The sequence below is a fragment of the [Flexibacter] sp. ATCC 35103 genome (assembly GCF_001975985.1).
Taxonomy (GTDB): Bacteria; Bacteroidota; Bacteroidia; order Flavobacteriales; family Flavobacteriaceae; genus Flavobacterium.
The window spans coordinates 129,778-153,906 of record NZ_MTQF01000010.1 but is presented as its reverse complement, the minus strand read 5'-3'; the positions used below and the strand labels follow the sequence as shown (position 1 = coordinate 153,906).

At 32.4% G+C, this 24,129-nt stretch carries 21 protein-coding genes; 12 read left to right on the top strand and 9 right to left on the bottom strand.

All coding sequences use genetic code 11. The features are described 5' to 3' along the window. Positions 1-6: 6 nt before the first annotated feature. Positions 7-957: an isopenicillin N synthase family oxygenase gene (locus BXU01_RS19130; RefSeq protein WP_056253382.1), complete on the bottom strand. Its 951-nt coding sequence runs from the start codon at positions 955-957 to the stop codon at positions 7-9. 372 nt (positions 958-1,329) lie between these two features. On the opposite strand from BXU01_RS19130, the gene BXU01_RS19125 reads away from it, so the two are divergent. After that, positions 1,330-3,306: a thiamine pyrophosphate-dependent enzyme gene (locus BXU01_RS19125; RefSeq protein ID WP_083694772.1), complete on the top strand. Its 1,977-nt coding sequence runs from the start codon at positions 1,330-1,332 to the stop codon at positions 3,304-3,306. A 68-nt stretch (positions 3,307-3,374) separates the two neighbouring features. Then, entirely contained in the window at positions 3,375-5,117 is a 1,743-nt protein-coding gene (locus BXU01_RS19120) for a DUF885 domain-containing protein (protein ID WP_083694771.1), read from the top strand. Positions 5,118-5,426: 309 nt separating this feature from the next. Here BXU01_RS19120 and BXU01_RS19115 read toward each other — a convergent pair whose 3' ends face one another. The 4 genes from BXU01_RS19115 to BXU01_RS19100 form a co-directional block, all read right to left on the bottom strand. Then, entirely contained in the window at positions 5,427-6,398 is a 972-nt protein-coding gene (locus tag BXU01_RS19115) for a zinc-binding alcohol dehydrogenase family protein (RefSeq protein WP_083694770.1), read from the bottom strand. A 153-nt stretch (positions 6,399-6,551) separates the two neighbouring features. Next, complete coding sequence (locus BXU01_RS19110; protein ID WP_083694769.1) at positions 6,552-7,127, bottom strand: Crp/Fnr family transcriptional regulator; 576 nt, start codon at positions 7,125-7,127, stop codon at positions 6,552-6,554. A 13-nt stretch (positions 7,128-7,140) separates the two neighbouring features. Further along, the gene (locus BXU01_RS19105) at positions 7,141-7,647 is read right to left on the bottom strand and encodes a hypothetical protein (RefSeq protein WP_083694768.1); all 507 of its coding nucleotides are present in this window, start codon (positions 7,645-7,647) and stop codon (positions 7,141-7,143) included. A gap of 9 nt (positions 7,648-7,656) precedes the next feature. After that, positions 7,657-8,058 carry a glyoxalase gene (locus tag BXU01_RS19100; protein WP_083694767.1) on the bottom strand — a complete coding sequence of 134 codons (402 nt, stop codon included), beginning with the start codon at positions 8,056-8,058 and terminating at the stop codon, positions 7,657-7,659. Between the two features lie 220 nt (positions 8,059-8,278). On the opposite strand from BXU01_RS19100, the gene BXU01_RS19095 reads away from it, so the two are divergent. Continuing rightward, positions 8,279-8,710 (top strand): hypothetical protein, encoded by a 432-nt coding sequence (locus tag BXU01_RS19095; protein WP_083694904.1) that lies wholly within the window; start codon positions 8,279-8,281, stop codon positions 8,708-8,710. A 57-nt stretch (positions 8,711-8,767) separates the two neighbouring features. Here the strand turns inward: BXU01_RS19095 and BXU01_RS19090 are convergent, their stop codons facing one another. Both BXU01_RS19090 and BXU01_RS19085 read right to left on the bottom strand, forming a co-directional pair. Continuing rightward, on the bottom strand, positions 8,768-10,024 hold the full coding sequence (locus BXU01_RS19090; RefSeq protein ID WP_083694766.1) for a mechanosensitive ion channel family protein: 1,257 nt from the start codon (positions 10,022-10,024) through the stop codon (positions 8,768-8,770). Next, the gene (locus BXU01_RS19085; RefSeq protein ID WP_083694765.1) at positions 10,017-10,304 is read right to left on the bottom strand and encodes a DUF3817 domain-containing protein; all 288 of its coding nucleotides are present in this window, start codon (positions 10,302-10,304) and stop codon (positions 10,017-10,019) included. The genes BXU01_RS19090 and BXU01_RS19085 overlap by 8 nt, the downstream gene beginning before the upstream one ends. Before the next feature lie 104 nt (positions 10,305-10,408). Between BXU01_RS19085 and BXU01_RS19080 the strand changes: the two genes are divergently transcribed. From BXU01_RS19080 to BXU01_RS19060, 5 genes are all read left to right on the top strand, one after another. Then, entirely contained in the window at positions 10,409-10,942 is a 534-nt protein-coding gene (locus BXU01_RS19080) for a DUF6155 family protein (RefSeq protein ID WP_083694764.1), read from the top strand. Between the two features lie 108 nt (positions 10,943-11,050). Next, the gene (locus BXU01_RS19075) at positions 11,051-12,595 is read left to right on the top strand and encodes a DEAD/DEAH box helicase (RefSeq protein ID WP_056253358.1); all 1,545 of its coding nucleotides are present in this window, start codon (positions 11,051-11,053) and stop codon (positions 12,593-12,595) included. 319 nt (positions 12,596-12,914) lie between these two features. After that, positions 12,915-14,249, top strand: a complete 1,335-nt coding sequence (locus BXU01_RS19070; protein WP_083694903.1) for a DEAD/DEAH box helicase — start codon at positions 12,915-12,917, stop codon at positions 14,247-14,249. Positions 14,250-14,331: 82 nt separating this feature from the next. Further along, positions 14,332-14,856 (top strand): GNAT family N-acetyltransferase, encoded by a 525-nt coding sequence (locus BXU01_RS19065; protein ID WP_083694763.1) that lies wholly within the window; start codon positions 14,332-14,334, stop codon positions 14,854-14,856. A gap of 119 nt (positions 14,857-14,975) precedes the next feature. After that, entirely contained in the window at positions 14,976-16,235 is a 1,260-nt protein-coding gene (locus BXU01_RS19060; RefSeq protein WP_083694762.1) for an NAD(P)/FAD-dependent oxidoreductase, read from the top strand. 139 nt (positions 16,236-16,374) lie between these two features. Here the strand turns inward: BXU01_RS19060 and BXU01_RS19055 are convergent, their stop codons facing one another. Continuing rightward, positions 16,375-17,604: a multidrug effflux MFS transporter gene (locus BXU01_RS19055; RefSeq protein WP_083694761.1), complete on the bottom strand. Its 1,230-nt coding sequence runs from the start codon at positions 17,602-17,604 to the stop codon at positions 16,375-16,377. A 152-nt stretch (positions 17,605-17,756) separates the two neighbouring features. On the opposite strand from BXU01_RS19055, the gene BXU01_RS19050 reads away from it, so the two are divergent. From BXU01_RS19050 to BXU01_RS19035, 4 genes are all read left to right on the top strand, one after another. Then, on the top strand, positions 17,757-18,176 hold the full coding sequence (locus tag BXU01_RS19050) for a hypothetical protein (RefSeq protein WP_083694760.1): 420 nt from the start codon (positions 17,757-17,759) through the stop codon (positions 18,174-18,176). Between the two features lie 98 nt (positions 18,177-18,274). Beyond that, the gene (locus BXU01_RS19045; RefSeq protein WP_083694759.1) at positions 18,275-18,652 is read left to right on the top strand and encodes a hypothetical protein; all 378 of its coding nucleotides are present in this window, start codon (positions 18,275-18,277) and stop codon (positions 18,650-18,652) included. Between the two features lie 366 nt (positions 18,653-19,018). Further along, positions 19,019-20,935: a DUF294 nucleotidyltransferase-like domain-containing protein gene (locus BXU01_RS19040; protein ID WP_055092256.1), complete on the top strand. Its 1,917-nt coding sequence runs from the start codon at positions 19,019-19,021 to the stop codon at positions 20,933-20,935. A gap of 2 nt (positions 20,936-20,937) precedes the next feature. Further along, the gene (locus tag BXU01_RS19035) at positions 20,938-21,534 is read left to right on the top strand and encodes a PolC-type DNA polymerase III (RefSeq protein WP_083694758.1); all 597 of its coding nucleotides are present in this window, start codon (positions 20,938-20,940) and stop codon (positions 21,532-21,534) included. 256 nt (positions 21,535-21,790) lie between these two features. Here the strand turns inward: BXU01_RS19035 and acs are convergent, their stop codons facing one another. Beyond that, the gene (gene acs / locus BXU01_RS19030) at positions 21,791-23,701 is read right to left on the bottom strand and encodes an acetate--CoA ligase (RefSeq protein ID WP_056253337.1); all 1,911 of its coding nucleotides are present in this window, start codon (positions 23,699-23,701) and stop codon (positions 21,791-21,793) included. Positions 23,702-24,129 lie beyond the last annotated feature (428 nt).

The window sequence follows — 24,129 nt, the reverse complement described above, 5'->3', positions numbered from 1 at the left end:
TTGGTCTTATTTTTTAATTAATCCCAAATCTACTAAACGTTCGTATAAATAGTCTCCCGCAGTAATATCTTCGAATTTCTTAGGATTCTCAGCATCGATACAGTTTTCTAAACAATCCAGGCGCATATCGCTTACCGGATGCATAAAAAACGGAATAGAATAACGTGAAGTTCCCCATAATTCTCTTGGCGGATTTACTACCTGATGAATCGTTGATTTTAGTTTGTTGTTGGTATGTCTTGACAACATATCTCCCACATTAATAACCAATTGGTCGTCTTCTGCAATAGCATCAATCCATTCTCCATCATGATTTTGAACCTGTAATCCTTTACCTTGTGCACCCATTAAAAGGGTAATCAGGTTAATATCTCCGTGAGCTGCGGCGCGAATTGCGTTTTCCGGCTCAGAAGTAATTGGCGGATAATGAATTGGTCTTAAAATAGAGTTTCCTTCTTTTGCATATTGATCAAAATAAAACTCATCCAGGCCTAAATGCAAAGCTAAAGCTCTTAACACATAAACGCCCGTTTTTTCAAGCATTTGATACGCTTCTTTACCTACAACATTAAAACGAGGTAATTCTTTAACTTCAACATTGTCAGGATACTCTGAAGCATATTTAGAATCTTTGTCAACATATTGACCAAAATGCCAAAACTCTTTCAAATCCCCTTCTTTACGTCCTTTAGCATGTTCTTTTCCAAAAGAAACATACCCTCTTTGACCACCAATTCCGGGAATTTCATAACTATGTTTCGTCTCTACTGGCAAGGCGAAGAATTTTCTAATTTCGCCATAAAGTTCGTCTACTAACTGGTCGTCTAAAAAATGACCTTTTAAGGCTACGAAGCCAATGTTTTCAAATGCACTGCCGATTTCATTTACAAATTTTTGTTTACGTTCCGGGTTGTCCGAAAGGAAATCACGTAAGTCTACACTAGGAATGTTTTGCATACTTTACATTTTTTATTAAAAAGAACTAAGGATATTAATCCTTACAATAACAAAGGTATAGAATATTTTAGATTTGAATTTTAAATTTTACCATAAAATTTAATTTTAAATGCAATTTTTAACCCAAAAAGAATGATTTATTTTTTGAATATTCAAAAAATCATCCAGTATTGATTTGTAGCTAAAATAACATAAAATTTAATTTAAGAGCAAAATATCATATTATATTTGCGCTGTGTTTTTTAAAAATAAAAATCATCCAATTATTTTTTTATTTTTATTAAAACAAAATGATTTTCGGTTTTAAATTATTTAACAAATAATTTTAAAATTGTTATATTTTTATATATTTGACTACTAAAAAACAACCTAATGATCTTTTACAGACAAAACCTTACAGACAATCAATTACTTGACCTTTATAAAAAAATTCTAAAACCCCGTTTAATCGAAGAAAAGATGCTGATCTTAATTCGGCAGGGAAAAGTTTCAAAATGGTTTTCAGGAATAGGGCAGGAAGCAATTGCTGTAGGAGTTACTGCTGCATTGGATGAATCTGAATATGTATTGCCAATGCACAGGAATCTTGGTGTTTTTACAACCAGAAATATTCCTTTGTACCGACTTTTTTCGCAATGGCAGGGAAAAGCAAATGGTTTTACAAAAGGAAGAGACAGAAGTTTTCACTTCGGAACGCAAGACTATAATATTATAGGTATGATTTCGCATTTGGGCCCTCAATTAGGAATCGCAGACGGAATTGCACTGGCAGATAAACTTCAGAACAATAAAAAAGTAACCGCTGTATTTACCGGAGAAGGCGCAACGAGCGAAGGAGATTTTCATGAAGCGCTGAACATTGCAGCTGTTTGGAAATTACCCGTAATATTTATCATCGAAAATAATGGTTATGGACTTTCGACTCCTACAAACGAACAATATTTATGCGAAAACCTTGCAGATAAAGGTATTGGATACGGAATTGAAAGTTATATTGTTGACGGAAATAATATTGTAGAGGTGTTCAATAAAATAACGCAGTTAAAAGAAGACATGCAAAAAGATCCGCATCCGGTTTTATTAGAGTTTAAAACTTTTAGAATGCGTGGTCATGAAGAAGCAAGCGGAACAAAATATGTACCGCAGGAATTAATGGACGAATGGGCTGCCAAAGATCCGGTTGCAAATTATAGAAAATATTTAACCGAAAATGGTATTCTTACCGCAGAATTTGATGAAAAGCTGCACAATGAAATCAAACAGGAAATTGACGAAAATTTAGCCATTGCAAATGCAGAACCTGAAATCGTACCAACTTACAGCGGAGAATTAGATGATGTCTATAAACCATATCAATATGAAGAAGTTAATCCCTCCGAAGAAATAAAAAATATACGTTTTATAGATTCCATCAGATATAGTCTGGAACAATCTATGAAACGTCACGGAAACCTGATCCTAATGGGACAGGATATTGCAGAATATGGCGGCGCGTTTAAAATAACCGATGGTTTTGTGGACTTATTTGGAAAAGATCGCATACGTAATACGCCAATTTGCGAAAGTGCAGTGGTTTCTACCGCAATGGGATTGTCTATAAATGGTTATAAAGCGATTGTCGAAATGCAGTTTGCTGATTTTGTTTCGACAGGTTTTAACCCGATCGTAAATTTACTGGCAAAATCACATTATCGCTGGGGAGAAAAAGCTGATGTTGTAGTTCGTATGCCTTGTGGCGGCGGAACTCAGGCTGGACCATTTCACTCACAGACAAATGAAGCGTGGTTTACTAAAACTCCGGGGCTAAAAGTCGTTTATCCTGCTTTTCCTTATGATGCAAAAGGTTTGTTGAATACGTCTATAAATGACCCAAATCCAGTTTTGTTTTTTGAACATAAACAATTATATCGCAGCGTTTATCAGGATGTTCCAGTGGATTATTATACCATTCCGTTAGGAAAAGCAGCTTTGCTAAAAGAAGGAAAATCAGTTACTATTATCGCTTTTGGAGCTACCGTGCACTGGGCTTTGGATACTTTATCAAAGAATCCTGAAATCGAAGCTGATTTAATAGATTTAAGAACCTTACAGCCTTTGGATACTGATACTATTTTTGCTTCTGTAAAGAAAACCGGAAAAGTAATCATTTATCAGGAAGACACTTTGTTTGGCGGAATTGCAAGTGATATTTCGGCCTTGATTATGGAGGAATGTTTTGAATATCTGGATGCTCCGGTAAAAAGGGTTGCGAGTTTAGATTCGCCAATTCCGTTTACAAAAGCATTAGAAGATCAGTTTTTACCTAAGAATCGTTTTGAAGAAGTTTTATCAGAATTATTGAAATATTGATTACAAATAGTAAATTGTTTTGCAAAAAGAACATTTTTTCTATCTTTAAACCATTAAAAAATTAACTTATGAAAAAACTATTTGTTTCAATTTTTGCAATTTCATTACTTTTTTCTTGTAACAAAAGTTCTAAGTCTAACGAAGATAAAGCTTTAGACGGAAAATTTGACAAGTATAAAGATGGTTTTGTAACTTCTTTATGGAAAATTAATCCAGGTTGGGCTTCCGGCGTTGGGTATCATAAATACGACAGTATTTTGTCTGTTCCGGATGCTAATGAAGAAAAAATTCAACTTGATTTTGTCAATGCACAATTAGATTCTTTAAAACAATTTGATATTGAAAATTTGTCTGATAATAACAAGACCGATTTTCAAATGATAAAAAATCAGCTTGAAGGCACTATTTTCAGTATCAAAGAAATGAAATCATCTCAATGGAATCCTGCTGAATACAATGTATGCGGAGCATTTGCTGAGATTTTAAATGGAAAATACGATCCTTTAGAAGTTCGTTTGCGTGCTTTTAATATAAAAATGAATAATGTTCCGGCTTATTATGAAGCTGCTAAAAAGAACATCAAAAACCCAACTATTGAACACACTGAACTTGCAATAGCACAAAATCTTGGCGGTTCATCTGCTTTTGACACTGATCTAAATGCTGCTTTGGAACAAAGTAAATTAAGTGCTGCAGAGAAAAAAGAAATCCTGGACAAAGCAAAAATTGCTAAAAAAGCAGTTATAGATTATGCTGATTGGTTAAAAAAATTGCCAAACAAAACGCCACGTTCTTTTAGATTAGGCGCTGCATTATATGCTAAAAAATTCAATTTTGATATTCAGTCAAGCTATACTGCTGATGAGATTTTTAAAGTTGCAAACGATCACAAAAAAGATTTACATGATAAAATGTTTGTTTTGGCTGATAAACTTTGGACTAAATACAAAGGAAACGAAGCAAAACCAACAAACAAACTGGAATTAATCAAACAAGTAATTGATAAAATTTCCTTGCAACATACTACACCAGAAAAGTTTCAATCAGAAATTGAGAAACAAATTCCGGAATTAACAGCGTATGTAAAAGCGAAAGATTTATTATACATAGATCCATCAAAACCACTTGTAGTACGTAAAGAACCAGCTTATATGGCAGGAGTTGCAGGAGCTTCTATTTCTGCACCAGGACCTTATGATAAAAATGCCAATACTTACTATAATGTAGGAAGCATGACAGGCTGGACAGCTGAAAATGCTGAAAGTTATTTACGTGAATACAATGATTATATTCTTCAGATTTTGAATATTCACGAAGCAGTTCCTGGTCATTACACACAACTGGTTTACAGCAATCAATCGCCAAGTATCATCAAATCAATCTTAGGAAATGGTGCAATGGTTGAAGGATGGGCGGTTTATGCAGAGAAAATGATGCTGGAAAGCGGCTATAAAAATTCTGATGAAATGTGGTTAATGTATTATAAATGGAATTTAAGAGCTACTTGTAATACCATCTTAGACATTAGCGTTCATACTAAAAACATGTCTAAAGAAGCTGCTATTGATTTATTGACAAAAGAAGCTTTCCAGCAACAAGCAGAAGCTGATGGAAAATGGAAACGTGTTACTTTATCTCAAGTACAATTATGTTCGTACTTTACAGGTTATACAGAGATTTATAATTTGAGAGAAGAACTTAAAAAGAAAGAAGGAGATAAATTCAATTTGAAAAAATTTCATGAGAAATTCTTAAGTTTTGGAAGTGCTCCGGTAAAATACATTAAAGAATTGATGTTGTCTAAAGAGTAATTTTTTATAACAATTAATTTAAAAGGTTTGATGGGATTTATTTCTCATCAAACCTTTTTTATTTTATAGATTTTGTGAATTTACAACATAAATAAAACGCAAAGCTTAAACATAGTTGCCATTTCGACGCAGGAGAAATCTTCGTAAGAAGCTCGACAAAATTAGATTCTCGTTACGGAGTTTCTTGTGGAGATTTCTCGTTCCTCGAAATGACAAACTTTGTCGATAATTGACATCTATAAATCCGTTTTTATCCGCGTTTTGCTTTAGCAATCCGTTTAATCCGCGTTCAACACAATAATTTTGACTTTAAACCATAACCACCAATCGTTTACCGTCCGGAACTTCTGCATTCCACATTTCTTCAATATCAACCAAAGGAATAGTTTCTATATTGACTTTTAATTTATTTTGAGCAGCTAGAACAAATATTTCCGGAAGAATTTCTGAAAACAATAATTTTACTTCGTCTTTAGTCCAGCTTCCTAAACCTGAACCCGATAATTGCAAATCTACACTTCGTAAAATCGCTGCAGATAATTGTATAGAATCACCTGACATAGCGCCAATAGAAACATACCGAACGTGATGCGTAAAATTTCCTTTTCCTTTTAAAAACGAGAAAATTAATTCAGCCGAATGTCCCCACAAATAATCCAGAATTATATCAATGGGCGTATTTTGCTGAATTAACTTCAATTGAGCAAGAATAACTTTATCATCTTGTTTAAGAGAAATAATTTCATCGGCGCCTAATTCCAGTAAACTTTGAAGTATTTTTTCGTTTCTTCCGGTTACAATTATTTTCTTTGCACCGTAATGTTTCGCAATCTGAATCGCCATTTGGCCTGTAAAACCAGTAGCTCCGTTTATCAAAACTGTTTCTCCTGGTTCGATTTTAGCCCTAAAACGCAACGCCATCGCTGAACCTGCAACGGCATTTGGCATTGATGCCGCAATTGCATCTGATATTTCTTCAGGTAAAGGAACCATTCTGTTTTTTTCTACAATCGCTTTCTCGGCAATTGTGCCGCTAATTCCACGAGCATAAACTCTTGTTCCGTTTTCTAATAAACCTATGGCGTCGCTACCAATTACAATTCCGTTTTGATTTTCATGACCAGAAGAATAGTGATCACCGCTTACAATTCCTTTATCCAGATTTGTAATTGCGACTGCTTTTACTGAAATTAAAACTTCATTTTCGTTTTGCACAATCGGTTCTGCGAATTCTGCATATTTTGGCAATTCGCCTTTTTTATAAATAACTGCTGCTTTCATAATTATTAAATTTTATGAAGCAAAATTAGAACGCTATAAAAGGAAAGACGATAACATTTGTTATCAAATAAAAACATTAAACCATATAAGTGATATAAGAAATTATAAGTAAAAAATTAAATGAACTTATATAACTTATATGGTGAAATTTAATTATTTATTATGTAGTAATTTGCTTTTTATCCGGCTTAAATGAACAGTTGTTACACCAAGATAAGAGGCAATATAATGTTGTGGAACACGTTGAATGATTTGAGGTCTTTCTTTAATTAAATTAAGATAACGATGAGTAGGAGAGTCTTTTATAAAAGAAAAAAAATATTTCATATAATCAAATGTGCGTTGAAAAAGCATATCAATTAAACGATCTCTCAACGCTGGAATTTCTTTAATTTCTTCCAGAATTTTATCGAGATCATTTTTATGAATCCACCATAAAACAGAAGGTTCAATAGTTTCGACCACAACCGGACTTGGCATTTTTTTTATGAAACTTTCGATAGAAGCAACACTTTGATTTTCGAAAAAGAATTGAGTCGTCAAATCTTTTCCATTATTATTAAACCAAACTCTGATGCATCCTTTTTCAATTATAAAAAGCTTTTTTGAAATTTCACCTTCTTCTAAAAGGGTTGTTTTTGCAGGAACTTCAATGCAATTGAAAAGGTTGGTATATTCAATCCATTTTTCATCAGATAATGGAATTTTATTTCGGAATTGATTGAACATAAATATTTAAATTTTATTTCTGTTTATCAATAAATCTCGCAATTCTAAAACTGTTCGTTATTAACAAATAACCCATTATAGCTTTACAAAAGTAAAAGATAATCCAACCAGATTTTGGATAATCTTTGAAAAGAATTTTCTGCTGAAAAAAGATAAAAAATTCCTTAAATATAATTGGAACATTCTGAATAAACATAAATCCTCCTATTATAATTATAGCTATTGATATTATTTTGTTTTGGCTTGAATTCAATTCTATCCAATCATTTTCAAAACCTTTATCAAGCCTTAATTTATCAATAATCCAATTGGCTTTAAAAAGGAAAAAACGAAAAATTAAATACAAAATAAAAAGAACAAGTAAAATACTAAAAATAAGGATAATTAAATTTTTAGTATCTCCATTTTCATATATGAAATAAATGGATGAAATCCATTCCGGAATTATTGTTATAGTTTGAGAAATTAAAATTAATCCTAATATTTTAATTAAAATTATCCAAAAGGTTCTAATCGACATTTACTATATTTATTTAGTTTCCAACTCAAACAATTGTACCTGACTTTTCAAGCGTTCAACCAGCAAATTCATCATTCGTTTGTTTAAACTCGAAGAGTTCTGAATATAAGCATCATATTCTTCAAGCGTAAAAAGTGCCATAATAATTCCTTTAAGAGAATTTCTAAACTTAATATCTTTCTGAATGGAATTTTCTATGGTTTGAAGTTTCTTTTCGACTGTATACGAATAAAAATCAGCTTTGTTTTTATTGACGTAGTTGATAAAAACGGCAATAAATAAATCATTTTGAAGTTTTAGAATAGGTCTAATCGTCTGATTTTGAAACAACTCATCTGGTGAAGATTGAGCACTTACTGTTCCTAAAGTTTCGCCTCTGAATTCTCTTAAAAAAGCATCTCTATCTTCCATCTTTTTTCTTTAAATTTAGAAAAAATTATAATGCGAAAATTAGTTTTACCGTATGAATTATAAATAAAATTTCACCATATAAGTTATATAAGATATTATAAGTTGATCTAAAATTAAGCGTAAAGTTTTAAATGAACTTACATCACTTATATGGTTTAAAAAATTAAGCGTAAACCTTTAAATGAACTTACATTACTATATGGTAAAAAAAAGCCTCTCTATGAATATAAAATCTTTATTGTTTTCAGTTTTAATCGTAATTTTAATTGTTTCCTGCAATTCCAGAGACAAAAAAAGCGAGTACAAACATATTGTGTATCACGCCGTAAATGGCAAGGACACAGCAGTTTTAGCGATAGATATTAATGACAAACGCTTTTTCGGGCGTTACGAAAGATCTTATTATCAACAAGGTAAAGATTCAGGAGATGTAAGAGGGGATATAAAAGGAGACACTTTAAGAGGTGATTTTCATTATATCTCAAACGGGGGAAGCTGGAAAAGAGTACCGCTTGCTTTGCTAAAAAAAGAAAACAAACTATTTTTAGGAAGTGGGGTAATAGGGATATACTTCAATCTTCCGTGTTTTATGCCCGGAACTCCAATAGAATATGATAATTCGAAATTTGTTTTTGAAGAAATTAAAAAATAGTTTTCAGCCTCAGTTCTAAGTGTCAGTACAACTGAAAACTGCCACTGAGACTGAAAACTAATTAAGCGGTCCTATTGTCGATGGTAATTCGAATATTTCAAGATCAAAATAAATAACCGAAGCCATTACATGATCAAAAATATCAGCCATAATATATTCGTAATTCGCCCAGCGTTTATCGCTCGAAAACGCATAAATCTCTAACGGAACTCCGTGCGCAGTCGATTGCAGCTGACGACACATAATATGCATATCTTTATTTAGTCCCGGATGTGTTACTAAATATTGCATGATATATTTACGGAATAAACCCAGATTCGTCATATTTCTACCATTAAGCGAGAGCGATTTATCTACACCGCGTAAATCGTTGTATTTTTCTATTTCAGCTTGTCTGGTTTCTATATAAGAACTTATAAGCTGTACACGTTTCATATGATTAAGATCATCATTATTCAGGAAACGAATACTGCTGCTTTTTATCAGGATATGTCTTTTTATACGTCTACCGTCAGATTTTTGCATGCCTCGCCAGTTCTGAAAAGAATCTGAACTCAGCGCATAAGTAGGGATTGTGGTAATCGTATTATCAAAATTTCGAACCTTTACCGTTGTCAGGTTAATCTCGATTACGTCACCATCAGCACCAAATTTGTCCATTGTAATCCAGTCACCAATACGAACCATATCGTTTATGGCAACCTGAACACTAGAAACAAATCCTAAAATAGTATCCCTGAAAATCAAGATAATAATTGCCGAAAGTGTTCCTAAAATCGTTAATAATTCTCCTTTTTTGATTCCGAATAATGTCGAAATAATCATTGCAACACCAAAGATCCAGAGCACAATCATAATAACCTGAACAAAACTGTCAATAGGTTTGTCGCTGTATTCCGGTTTCTGTTTTAGATAATCGCGTAAAGCATTAAAAATTGTTCTGATGATCCATAAACTAATCAAAACAATATAAATACCTACTATTTTCCCAAACAGGGATTCCCAATATTCATATTTATCCAGAATAATAGGAACGGCCTTATAAACAAAGAAAAACGGAATTAAATATGCCGTATATTTTGTGGTTTTGTTGTGAATTAGATAATCATCAAACTTAGTTTTAGTTTTTTGCGCAAAAATCGCTGTTAAAGTCACTAAAACAAATTTTGCGACATAATAAATGGCAAATGCCAAAACTACCATGATCACAATGTTAAGAGCAAGGCTAATATAAGACGCAAAGTTGCGGCTCATTCCCCAATCTCTAAAAAGCGGATATAAAAAATTAAATATTTTATCCAAAGGCTTATGCATTATTTTCCAGATATTTTTTCTCAATATAGAAAGTTCCAAAAGGAATCAGAGAAGCAATCAGGATAATTCCGAAAGTTTTTAAGTCCCAATTTTGAGATTTCCTAAGCAAAACTGCCAATATTATGTACCCAATAAATAAAACACCATGAGTCATTCCTAACGGACGTAATATAGAATGATATAATTCAGGATTGTTGTTTTTGATAATCAACATATTAGCGAATAACACCAAATAAGAAATTCCCTCTAAAATTGCGGTAACTTTGAAAATCTTGAGCATGTATCTGTTTTTTAAGTTTTATACAAGCAAAATTAAGTATTAGGATTGGTTTTTGCAGTATGAATCAATAAAGTAATTTACTTTTGTAACCTTAAACTTTGATAATGAGTAAACGCGATTTAAAAAAATATTTTGGCGAATTGACCAAGGAACAACTCGAAGAACAAATTATCGAGTTGTATGAAAAATTTAGTCCCGTAAAAGTCTATTATGATTTTGTTTTTAATCCTAAAGAGGACAAACTTTTGCAGGAATCGAAAGTAAAAATTTCGCATGAATATTTTCCTGTAAAGAAACCCAATGCAAAATGGCGTCCAAAAGCTAAGATGCGACGTTCTGTTGCCCAGAAAATCATCAAGCATTTTATAATGATTGGAGTTGATCCTTTTGTAATTGCTGATCTGATGCTTTATAACATCGAAATCGCACAAACCTATTCTTCAAATAATTTTATTAAGCAGGAATTATTTTACAAAAGTATTCTCAATTCATTTGAGCAAGCTGTCAATTTTATAATTTCTAACGGGATTTTGAGTGAATTTAAAGAAAGAGTTTTCTCAATTCAACAGGAAACTATTCAACAAAAATGGAAAAATAAGTATGATTTTGAGGCAATTTCAGACAAAATTGACTTATAAAGGCTTTTCTCATAAAAAATCTTATTTAAAAAAATCATTTATTTTACGTTAAAATAAGATGAATAACTGTTTTTTAGGTGTATTTTTGCAAAAATCCAAAAATAAACAATGTCTCAAAACACTTTAGAAATAGAAAGAGAAGAGAAAAAAGAACTTTATGCATACCAAAAAGGCGATATCGATGCCATTTTTGAACGTTTAGACAATGCTCCTTCGAAACATCATTTATTATATCAATTACCAACAGGTGGAGGGAAAACAGTTATTTTCTCTGAAATCGTTCGTCGTTATTTAGCTAATAATGATAAAAAAGTGGTGGTTTTAACACATCGTATCGAGCTTTGTAAACAAACCTCAAAAATGCTAAAAGGTTTTGGTGTTTCTAATAAAATCATTAACAGTAAAGTAAAAGAATTACCGGATCAAAACGAATATTCTTGTTTTGTGGCTATGGTTGAGACATTAAAAAACCGTATCAATGACGAGAAATTACATCTTGATAATATTGGTTTGGTTATTATCGATGAGGCACATTACAATTCATTCAGAAAATTATTAAACTCATTCAAAAATGCTTTTATCCTTGGGGTAACAGCAACACCTTTGAGTTCGAATATAAAATTACCAATGCACCAGAGTTATGATGAACTTATTGTGGGAGACACCATTAGTTCATTGATCGATAAAGGTTTCCTTGCCAGAGCAACTACTTATAGTTATGATGTGGGATTAACATCACTAAAAGTAGGTATCAACGGAGATTATACCGTAAAATCTTCAGACGATTTATATACAAATACTATCATGCAGGAAAAACTTCTGCATGCCTATACAGAACGTTCATTAGGTAAAAAAACCCTGATTTTCAACAATGGTATTCATACTTCATTATATGTATATGAAACTTTTAGAGAAGCCGGTTACGACATCAGGCACCTTGATAATACAAGCAGTTCTGAAGAACGTAAAGATATTTTAGCATGGTTCAAAAAGACTCCTGATGCAATTCTTACTTCTGTGGGAATCTTAACAACAGGTTTTGATGAGCCTACAGTTGAAACTATTATCTTAAACAGAGCGACAAAATCGCTTACATTATATTATCAGATGATTGGTCGTGGATCTCGTAAATTACCAGGTAAAGATGAATTTACAGTAATCGATTTAGGTAATAATGCAGCACGTTTTGGTTTATGGAGCGAGCCGGTAAACTGGCAGCATATCTTTAAATCACCAGAATTTTATTTAGAAAATCTGCGTGATGATACTGAAATCGAATTGTATTTCAAATACAGTATGCCACCGGAATTGCGCGCAAAATTTGCCAAAACTGCTGATGTTACTTTTGATGTTGATGAAGAACACAAACTAATCATCAAACAAAATTTACGTTCTAAAGTAGTATTAGACAAATCATTAGAACAGCACGCTGCCATGTGTGTTGATAATACAGAAACCTTGCAAGAAGCAAAATCATTAGGAAAAGAACTTGATGATGATATCGAATGCCGTATCAAACGTTATGCAAAATGTTTGAGCCAATGCAGTAAAAACTATCGCGAATGGCTGGTTGACGATTATAAGTTAAAATTAGTTTTACTAATTGGTAAAAAGTATCGTGAAAAAATCATGAACGAACCTGACGAAGAATAAAAAATTTGTTTCAGGTTTCAAGTTTTAAGTTTCAGGTTTCAGGTTGTCACGCTGAGCGATCCCGATAGCTATCGGGATAAAAAAATTGGAATTTAAATAATTAGGAGCTATTTCCTGCTGTCCGCTATATCTTTTCCCGGCTAAAGAAGCCAGAAAAAGGATGCCGCTACCATCAGGGCTAGGGCTTTAGATTTCATAAGAAATAACATTATCCCGATATTTATTGGGGTAAAATTAAAAGTTTCAGGTTTCTAGTTGATTCGAATTTAAGAACAACTTGAAACCTGAAACTTTAAACAAAAAAAAACAAAAATATAATATGTCTAAACAATTCTCATCATTAGGAATTTCAGCACCAATTTTAAAAGCATTAAGCGAATTGAATATTGTTGAACCAACAGAAATTCAGCAAAAAACAATTCCGTTACTTTTATCTGAAAGTCATGATGTTGTAGGTTTAGCCAAAACCGGAACCGGTAAAACAGCCGCATTCGGATTACCTTTATTGCAATTAATTGATACAGAATCACCAATTGTACAAGCCATAATTTTGGTTCCAACCAGAGAACTTGGACAACAGATTTTTAGAAATTTAGAAGATTTTGGAAAACATATTCCAAACATTTCTATTGCTTCAACGTGTGGAGGAATTCCAATAAAACCACAAATCGAGCGATTAACACAACCTACACATATTGTTGTTGCAACACCGGGACGTTTAATCGATTTGATTCAGCGTAAAGCGATTGATTTAAAACAAACACAATATCTTGTTTTAGATGAAGCCGACGAAATGGTTTCAATCTTAAAAGAAAGTTTGGACGAAATCGTTGCTGAACTTCCTAAAAAACACAGAACTCTATTATTCTCAGCGACTTTGCCGGGAACAATCAAACAACTGATTCAGAATTACTTAAATAAAAACGTAGTTCAGGTTAGCGCCAATATGGAAACTGTTGGAAACCAAGGAATTGATCACGAATATATTGTAGTTGATCCTATCGAAAAATTAGATGTATTAATGCATTTCCTAAATTCAAGAGACGGAGAACGCGGAATCATCTTCTGTAAAACTAAAGCTGCAGTCAATAAACTGGCTAAAAACTTAGCTATTAATCGTTTTTCTTCAGGAGCATTACACGGCAGCTTATCTCAGGGAATTCGTGACAGAATCATGGAGCAATTTCGTGAAGGACACATCAACATTTTGGTAGCAACAGATTTAGCTGCAAGAGGAATAGATGTAAAAGAGATTTCTTATGTTGTAAATTATCATTTGCCTGATACGTATGAAAACTACGTTCACAGAAGCGGTAGAACGGCAAGGGCAGGAGCAAAGGGACTTTCGTTAACCGTTTTACAGGAAGAAGAAACAGCTGAAATTCCGGAATTCGAAAAAGAATTGGGAATTAAATTTACGCAGTTTCAAAAACCTTCTGTAGTATGTTTAGAAGAAAACAATACCCTTTTATGGGCGAAACAAATCTTCAAGACAAAACCGAATCACGATATTTCGACCGATCTAAAAACGAAAGTAAAAACAATTTTTCATCATCTTACTAAAGATGAATTGATTGAAAAATTAATGGCAAATTACGTTCTTCAAAACAAAGTTGAAGTAACCGAAAAGCCTGTTAAAAAATTCAAAAAGTAACATTTCAGTTCAATAGTTTTATAGTTTCTGTTGTATTTTTATAAGGTATTCTAAACCTTAAAAAAACAACAGAAAGTTACCCATGGAAACTATTGAAATAAAAAGAGTAACAGTACAAGATATCAACCAATTGAAAGAAATGGGCCGAAAAACTTTTCATGAAACCTTTTCAGAGTCAAATTCTGAGCAAAACATGCAAAAGTATCTAGATGAAAAATTTTCTACTGAAAAGCTAACAGAAGAACTTAACAATACCGATTCTGAATTTTATTTTGCTACGCTTGAAAATAATGCAATTGGCTATCTAAAAGTAAATTTTGGTAAATCTCAAACCGAATTAAAAGACGATAAAGCGCTGGAAATTGAAAGAATTTATGTTTCGAAAGAATTTCATGGCAAAAAAATTGGACAATTACTTTACGACAAAGCAATAGAAATTGCCAGAAATAACCATAATGACTATGTATGGTTAGGTGTTTGGGAGAAAAATCTGAGAGCAATTGGTTTTTATAAAAAAAATGGTTTTGTTGAGTTTGACAAACACATTTTTAAATTAGGAAACGAGGAACAAACAGATCTTATGATGAAACTTAAATTAGCGAATTAATTCTGAAACAATTTAAAATAAACTCAAATTGGGTTTTGTATCTTGGAATTATAATGTTAAATTTATACAACTGCTAAGGCAGAAAGTTTTACTCACGAACCCTATTTAATAATACATATATGAATATAGTCATCATAGGAGGTGGTTTTGCCGGTCTAAATCTCGCAAAAGAACTTGTAAACCATCCTAAAATACAAGTAACACTTGTAGATAAAAATAATTATAATTTTTTTCCTCCACTTATATATCAGGTCGCTACAGCGTTCTTAGAACCATCAAGCATCAGTTACCCTTTTAGAAAATTTTTTGCAGGCAAAAAAAACCTTCAGTTTCGTTTAGGTGAATTACTTTCTGTAGTTCCTGCTGAGAATAAAATCATCCTTAATAACGGCGAATTATCATATGATCATCTGGTTTTTGCTACCGGAGCTGAAACAAGTTATTTTGGTATGGAAAACGTAATGAAAAATGCTATTCCGATGAAGACCTTAAATGATGCCATCGAAATGCGTAATACATTGCTTAAAAACCTGGAAAAAGCAGCAATTACAAAAGACATACGTAAACGTCGTAAGCTACTAACAATTGTTGTTGCCGGAGGAGGACCAACAGGAGTAGAAGTTTCAGGTATGTTTGCTGAAATGCGTAAAAACATTCTTTTAAAAGAATATCCGGAATTAGAAACATCAGCCAGTAATGTTTACCTTGTCGATGGGGGAGACGCATTATTGGCACCAATGAGCAAAGCTTCGCAAGAAGATACTCTCGACGCTATTACAAAATTGGGCGTTGTGGTTAAATTAAACAGCCGGGTTACGGATTATATAGACGATACAGTATATTTTGAAAATGGAGAAACCATTAAAACCAAAAATCTAATTTGGGCTGCCGGAGTTTCGGCTAAAATATTTGAAGGAATTCCAACAGAGAGTTATGGCCGCGGCAGACGTATGGCAACAGATCAGTACAATAAAGTAAATGGTCTTTTAAATGTATATGCGATTGGCGACACGGCAATTTTAGCCGGAGATAAAAATTTTCCTGACGGACATCCACAAGTAGCTCAGGTTGCGATTCAGCAAGGATTAAATTTGGCCAAAAACTTTAAGGCATTAGTTCAAAACAAACCATTAAAACCTTTTATGTACAATGACAAAGGTTCTATGGCGATTATTGGTAAAAATAAAGCTGTAGTAGATTTACCAAGTCCAAAATGGCATTTTAAAGGATTCTTTGCCTGGATTATCTGGCTGTTTATCCACTTAATATCATTGATTACTTATAGAAACAGATTAAATACATTCTGGAACTGGATGGTTGCGTATTTTGCAAGAGATCAGTCTTTGAGAATGATTATCAGACCGGATAAAAGATCTTAAATTGATAAAAAAATCCCAATTAATTGGGTTTTTAGATCAGAATAAAAAAAATCCAGAATTATCAAATTCTGGCTTTTTTTTATGAAACAGTTTGTGATTTCTGCTGCGTCGAAATGACAAGATTCTGTAAAAGTTTTATTTAATGCCCAACCAAAACATCTTCATTTTCAGAAACTTCCACTTTATTTTTAATAAAACGTTTTCCAATATTTAAAACAATAAAAGCAATAATCGTTGTTACAGTCATGATAAGAACCATTGGTGCGACAGAATCTTTTACAAAAACTCCAACAGCAAATGAAGCCAAAGCTCCTAAACCAAGCTGAATTGCGCCCATAAGAGCAGAAGCACTTCCGGCATTTTTAGCAAAAGGTGCCATTGTGAGTCCGGCAGTATTGGGATTTGAAATTCCTAAACATCCTAAAAACAAAAAAAGCATTGCAATCGTTTCATACAAACCTAACAGATTATTTACTGAAAGGATTAAGAAAACAATACTAGTCACAGATTGTATAATTAGTGCGGCAAAAATCATTTGTTCGCTTGAAAACCTCTTTAATAAAACCGAATTTAACTGACTTGACCCAATAAAACTAACCGACATAAAGGCAAAAATCCATCCGTAAGTTTTAGCGTCAACATGATAAATATCCATAAAAACTATAGGAGAGGCTGCAACGTATGTAAATAAGCCTGAAAAAGCAATTGAGCCCGTAAATGCATATGTAAAAAACTGAGGCTCTTTAAGCACCTTTAAAAAGTTAGAAATAATAGGTTTTGGTTTTAAAGAAATTGAAGTATCCGGTTTATAGCTATTTGGCAAACCTAGTTGTGCGGCGATTAAAATAGCGATTCCCATACACATTAAAATAAAAAACACAGTATGCCAGCCATAATCTTCAGTAACATAACCGCCAATTGTTGGTGCCAGCATTGGCGAAAGACCAAGAACAAGCATTAACAGGGAAAATACTTTTGGAATATCTTTTACAGGAAATAAATCCCTGACCATTGCCACAGAAGCAACTGTTGCAGCGCAACTGCCAATTGCCTGAATAAAACGTAATAATATAAACGAGTCAATATTAGTGACATAAACACAGCCTAAAGAAGCCGATATATACACTAACAAACCAACAAATAAAGGCTTTTTACGACCGAAACGATCCAGTAAAGGTCCGTAAAGCAATTGTCCGGCAGAAATCCCAATGAAATAACTGGATAAACTCATGGAGACTTTGGCGACTGTAGTATGCAGATCCTTAGCGATACCAGAAAATCCCGGTAAGTACATATCGATTGAAAAAGGGCCAAGAGCTGTCAAAGAACCTAAAATAAGTATGAGTTTAATGTATTTTTTTGTTGTCATTTTCTTAAAAAATTGCTTTTAATTTCCTGCAAAGGTAAATATTTAGTACCTTGTTATGTAATTAAACACATCTTATAATAACAAAAGATGGTTTTATTGACACCTAATTGATTTCAAAAAATGAGATCAGCATTAATTTAAATCTAAAATTTATGAAAAATTACATTTTACTATTCGCTCTTATTTTTACAACAATGTCATTTGCTCAGACTATTACAACTAAAATCGAAGATGCATCGCCAGAGCAATATGCACTTTTACAAAAAGTAAACCAATATTATCCGGACATTACTTTGAACAAATCTGTTACAAATTTCTATGCAGACGGAAAAATTATTGACACACAGCAAGAATTCAATCTTACAACATCAAAATTCTCCAGTTATAAAATTGGAATTGAGCCAGATAATAAAAAATTATTATTTGAATATGTTTCTGATGAAACCGGAAAAGTTTACGGAGATGTTAGCATTTTTAAAGGAAACGCTTTAAGAACAACTTTTTCAGAAAAAAATAATGAAATAAATGTTGCACTTAACGGTAAATCTGTTTATTTGAAAAAAATTAAATAATTTAATTTTACATCGAAAAGAAAAGCATTCACTGTGGTGAATGCTTTTTTGATTTATATTTGAAGCATATTTATTAAAAGTTTTTTTGAAAATTTTATATGAGAAAATTTATTCTATTATTGATGTTGATTTCTTTTTCAGCACATGCACAAACAAATCGATTTACAGGAACATGGAGCACTGAAAATTGCAAGGATTGCAGCAAAGAATATATTTTTACGATTAATATCGCACAATCAAATAATAAAATATTTGGGACTGCAGAAATCATCAGTGACAATCAAAAGTTTGTTACAGGCGTTATGGAAGTTACAGGATATGTAAATTCATTTGGAGAAAAAGCTCAAATAAATATCAAATCTAAAGATGGCTCCGTAAGCGCAGTTATTTTTACAAATGACGAAGTGCTGCAGTTTATTAAAAGAGGCGGCGCTGATTTAGTTCCTAAAGAAATAATTCTCACGAAGTTATATTAGCTAAAAACATGGTTTAATGCAAATCAGCGCTTAAATTCATGTATACTATTTGAACTATAATTTATATTATGTAAAATAGAATATTTTAAACCTTCTCCAATATATTCTGATTCTCATAATAAAATTCTACAATAATGCTCCATAACGATTAGTATATAAGTTCTCTTCTAATTAATTTCATTATAATTGCCTAAATTGAAATGCAAATAACAATTTCAAAAGACTAAAAAAACATTTTTAAAGCCTTGAAAACAGGAAACTTTAGCAATTATTCAAAATAATTATATTCTCGTGAAGATGCTTTCATTGTAAGACTTTATTTTATTATTTTTACATTCGATACTTTAAAAAAAATTATCAAACATTATGAATACAATTGCTGAGCATATTGCAGATTTTTTAAAAGAATACCCGCCATTTGATAATTTAACTTTTCAGGAATTATCTGATATTGCAACAAATATTCGTGTTATCAATTTAGAAAAACACGCTGTTTTATTTCAAATTAACGACGTACTTCATGATAGTTTTTATGTTGTGGCTTCGGGTGTCATAAATTTAACTACAATTGCTGATGCCGAAGAAACGATCATAAACAAATGTCATGAAGGCGATATTTTTGGTCTGCGTCCGTTTTTTGCTAAAAACAATTATATGATGACAGCAAAAGCACGTGAAGAAAGTATTATTTACGCCATACCTATAGCGGTTTTCAGACCTTTTGTTGCTAATAATTCAGACGTTTTAAACTTTTTACTGGAGAATTTTGCCATCAATTCAAGACACGCAAAAGACAATGTAAATTCTAATGGAAAACTAATTTCTGACACTGCTTTCTATGTAGATCAGCAAACAGAAATGCAATATATACAATCACTTGTATACAATAATTCGCCATTAACTACTGAATCTAACCGTATTGTTAAAGATGTTGCCATTTTGATGACAGAATCAATGGTTGACAATATTGTAATTTGCGAGAAAAACAATCCAATTGGGATTGTAACAAATGCTGATTTATCGTCTAAAATTGCAACCGGACGTTATCCTATCACAGAAACAATTGATAAGATTATGTCTTCACCGGTTGTTACCGTAATTGAAAATGTTTCTTTAGCCGAGGCACAATTATTAATGCTAAAGCACAATGTTACGCACTTATGTGTTACCAAAGACGGTACAAGTAAGTCTGCTGTGAAAGGAATTATTTCTGAACACGATTTAATTGTAGCTCAAGCCAGTAATCCTGGTGTGTTAATTAAAGAAATTAAACGCTCACAGCTGCCAAAAGACTTAAAACAGATCCGTGATCGTTTGTCTGATCTGATTCAGAACTCAATTCAGAAAAATATTCCAATTTCTCATATTAGTAATATTGCCAGCGAAATTAATCTGGCGATTATAAAACGTGCTGTCGAGTTGTCTATTTTAGATTTAGGCTCCCCTCCTGCTCGTTTTGCGTGGTTAAGTATTGGTAGTCAGGGTCGTAAAGAGCAATTATTACTTACAGATCAGGATAGTATACTTATTTTTGAAGATGTTGCGCCCGAAAAATACAGAGAAGTAAAAGATTACTTTTTAAGATTAGCCAAAAGAACAACTGCCATACTTGAAAAAGTAGGTTATGAATATTGCCCAAACGGACATATGGGAAGCAATATGTTATGGTGTAAATCATTGACAGACTGGACAAAACAATACAATAGCTGGATGAATACTCCAGGTGAAAACAGTAACGATCTAAGCAGTATTTTCTTTGATTATGAAATTGTTTTTGGTGAACCAAAAATTGAAGAAGTAATAGAAAATGTCATTTTTAAGAATGCCGTAAATAATACTTTGTTCTTTGACTTTTTAGGAAATGATGCTTTAAAGAAAAACTCTGCTTTAAGCTTTTTCAAAAAATTCATTTTGGAAGAAGAAGGTCCGCATAAAACAAAATTTGATATAAAAACCCGTGCATTAATGCCATTAATTGATGCTGCGCGCTTATTGATTTTAAATTCAAATATAAAAGGGATCAAAAATACCTATTTACGATTCAAACAACTGGCGATAACAGATTCTAAAAATGCCGAAATATATTTAAGTTGTGCCGAAGCATTTTTAACGTTATCAAAATTTAGAACTGTTGAAGGATTAAAAAATGACGATTCCGGACAATATATCAATATAAGAGAGATGTCTAAAACAGACAAAGAAAAGTTAAAAAATGCCTTAACCCCAATGAAAGACCTTGAGGAACTAATTAAGAGTAAATTTCAACTTACACAATTCTCATAACTATGCTAGACTGGATTAAAAATATCAACAAAGAGTATCCGGATTTCTGGAAAGATTATCTGACTAAACTCGAAGCAAAACCCAATAGATTCGTAGTTTTATCTACAGAAACTTCGGGATTAAACCCCAATAAAGATGTTATTCTGTCTTTGGGAGCTTTTTCAGTGGTAGACGACAGTATTATAATAAAAGAAAATTTCGAGGCTGTTTTACTGCAATATAAATTCCTGCAGGATAACGGACTTTCTAATGAGTTTATCATCGAAAGCAAAATGATAAAAATGCCTGAACCAGAGGCTATTGAAGCGTTTGTGAATTTTATAGGTAATTCTATTTTAGTGGGACATCATATTAATTTTGATATTGAAATGCTAAATGCTGCACTTGAGCGTCTGGATTGTGGACGTTTAAAAAATGAAGCGCTTGATATTGATATGATGTATCGCAAATTAATGGATATCAATGACAAACAGTTTTCATTAGACGATTTAAGCGAAATATTCAAAATCCCAAAAAGTGACAGAAATTCTTCTTCTGAAGATGCTTATAAAATTGCACTTTTGTTTTTGAAATTAAAATCCAGATTGGGAATTAAATAATTTTTTTTAACCATATAAGTGATATAAGAAAAGATAAGTTTTTGTAAATCTTTTGCAAATTACGTAGTTTACACATAAACTACGTAATTGTCAAGCTAAGCGATCCCGAGGCTTCGGGAGAAGTCCCGCAAAGTTGATTCAGCATAAAAAAACTTCGACTTCGCTCAGTCAGACAAATATTAAGTCATACAATTTCAAATATAAAAAAGCCTCTTAATTTCTTAAGAGGCTTTTTTATTACTATCTATTTTCAGAATTAAGAAATTCTTTCTTTTGTGATTTCTTCTACAACTTCAGGATTTAATAGTGTTGAAGTATCTCCAAAATTAGAAAAATCTCCTTCGGCTATTTTACGTAAAATTCTACGCATAATTTTTCCTGAACGCGTTTTTGGTAATCCAGACACAAACTGAATTTTATCCAGTTTTGCAATTGGTCCAATATGATCAGAAATATATTGATTAATCTCTTTAGACAGATTCTCTTTATTTCTAACTTCTCCGGTTTCTTTTAGAATTACGTAACCGTATAAAGCATTTCCTTTGATATCATGTGGAAATCCAACAATGGCAGATTCAGCTACTGCAGGATGTTCGTTGATCGCATCTTCGATAGGAGCTGTTCCTAAATTATGGCCTGAAACAATTACAACATCATCTACTCTACCGGTAATTCTATAATATCCAACTTCATCTCTTAAAGCTCCGTCTCCTGTGAAATATTTCCCAGGGAAAGCAGAGAAATAAGTGTCTTTATAACGTTGGTGATCTCCCCAGATTGTTCTGGCGATTCCCGGCCATGGAAATTTAATACACAAACTACCTACAACCTGATTTCCTTCGATCTCATTTCTTTTTTCATCCATTAACACAGGCTGAATTCCCGGTAATGGTAAAGTGGCGTATGTTGGTTTTGTTGGTGTTACAAAAGCGATAGGAGAAATCATGATTCCGCCAGTTTCTGTTTGCCACCAAGTATCTACAACAGGACATCTTTTATCTCCCACGTGGTCATTAAACCAGTGCCAGGCCTCTTCGTTGATTGGCTCTCCAACAGATCCAATAACTTTAAGCGATTTTAGAGGATATTTTTGAATATAATCTAAGCTTTCTTTTGCTAAAGAACGAATTGCTGTTGGTGCTGTATAGAATTGTGTGATTTTATGTTTTTCGATAATATCCCAAAAACGGCTAAAATCCGGATAAGATGGAACTCCTTCAAAAATTACTGTAGTTCCTCCATTTAATAAAGGTCCGTATAAAATATATGAGTGACCTGTAATCCAGCCAATATCTGCTGTACACCAGAAAATATCATTTTCTTCGTGACTAAAAACATTTTTAAATGTATAAGCAGTGTAAACCATATATCCGGCCGTAGTATGTACCATTCCTTTTGGTTTACCAGTTGATCCTGAAGTATATAAAATAAACAAGGGATCTTCGGCATCCATGATTTCAGCAACACTATTATCTAAAGCCGCATCTAATAAAGGCTGTAAATATTCGTCACGGCCTTCTTTCATTTTGATGTTTGTATTGGTTCTTTTTGCAACCAAAACTTTAGTAACAGATGGACAGGTTTCTAATGCTTCATCTACAATTCCTTTTAAATCTATCGTTTTATTTCCTCTGTAACCTCCATCAGAAGTAATTACCATCTTGCATTCGCAATCATTAATTCTTGCAGAAACTGCAGAAGCTGAAAATCCTGCAAAAATAACCGAGTGAATTGCCCCAATTCTCGCACAAGCTAAAACCGAAACGGCCAACTCAGGAATCATAGGCAAATAAATACAAACTCTATCGCCTTTACGAACACCTTGCTCACGCAAAACATTCGCCATTTTTGAAACTCTTTCGTATAATTCGTTATACGTTATATGTAAAGCACTATCAGAAGGATCATTTGGTTCAAAAATAATGGCCGTTTTTTCTCCTCTTTTACTTAAGTGTCTATCGATGCAATTTTTGGTTATATTAACTTTTGCTTCAGTAAACCATTTCACTTCGGCATCAGCCATATTAAAATCTACTACTTTTTCCCATTGTTGGTACCAAGTAAAATTTTCTTCAGCTATCTTCCCCCAAAATTTCCTTGGTTCCCTTATTGACTTATTGTAATGTTTAAAATATTGTTCTAAATTTTCAATTTTATAATAACTCATATGTTTTTGGAATTTTTTTATAAATGTATTAAATATCAACGTATTCTTAAAATTATTTAATTCATAAATTTTATCTAAAAAAAACACATATTAGAAAAAATATGGATTTTTTCTGCATTTACTATAAATTTTTACTTTTAAGAACAAAAAAGCATGTCACAAAAAAGGCACGATAAATGAATACCATGCCTTTTATTTTTAACAATTTCAATAACAATTAATTCAGTAATTCTGTATTACACTGCCGTGTTCTATTTTGAAAATAGCAGCATCTTTATTAATTAAAATGAAACTTCAACAAGTATATCTATTTTACTAAATATACCCCTTCATTAGGGATTAGCTTCACTTAACTTACTTGCTTGCAGAAGTTAAGTGAATGCAATATGCATCTATATCCATTTTTCTTAATAAGTGCTTACTAATTC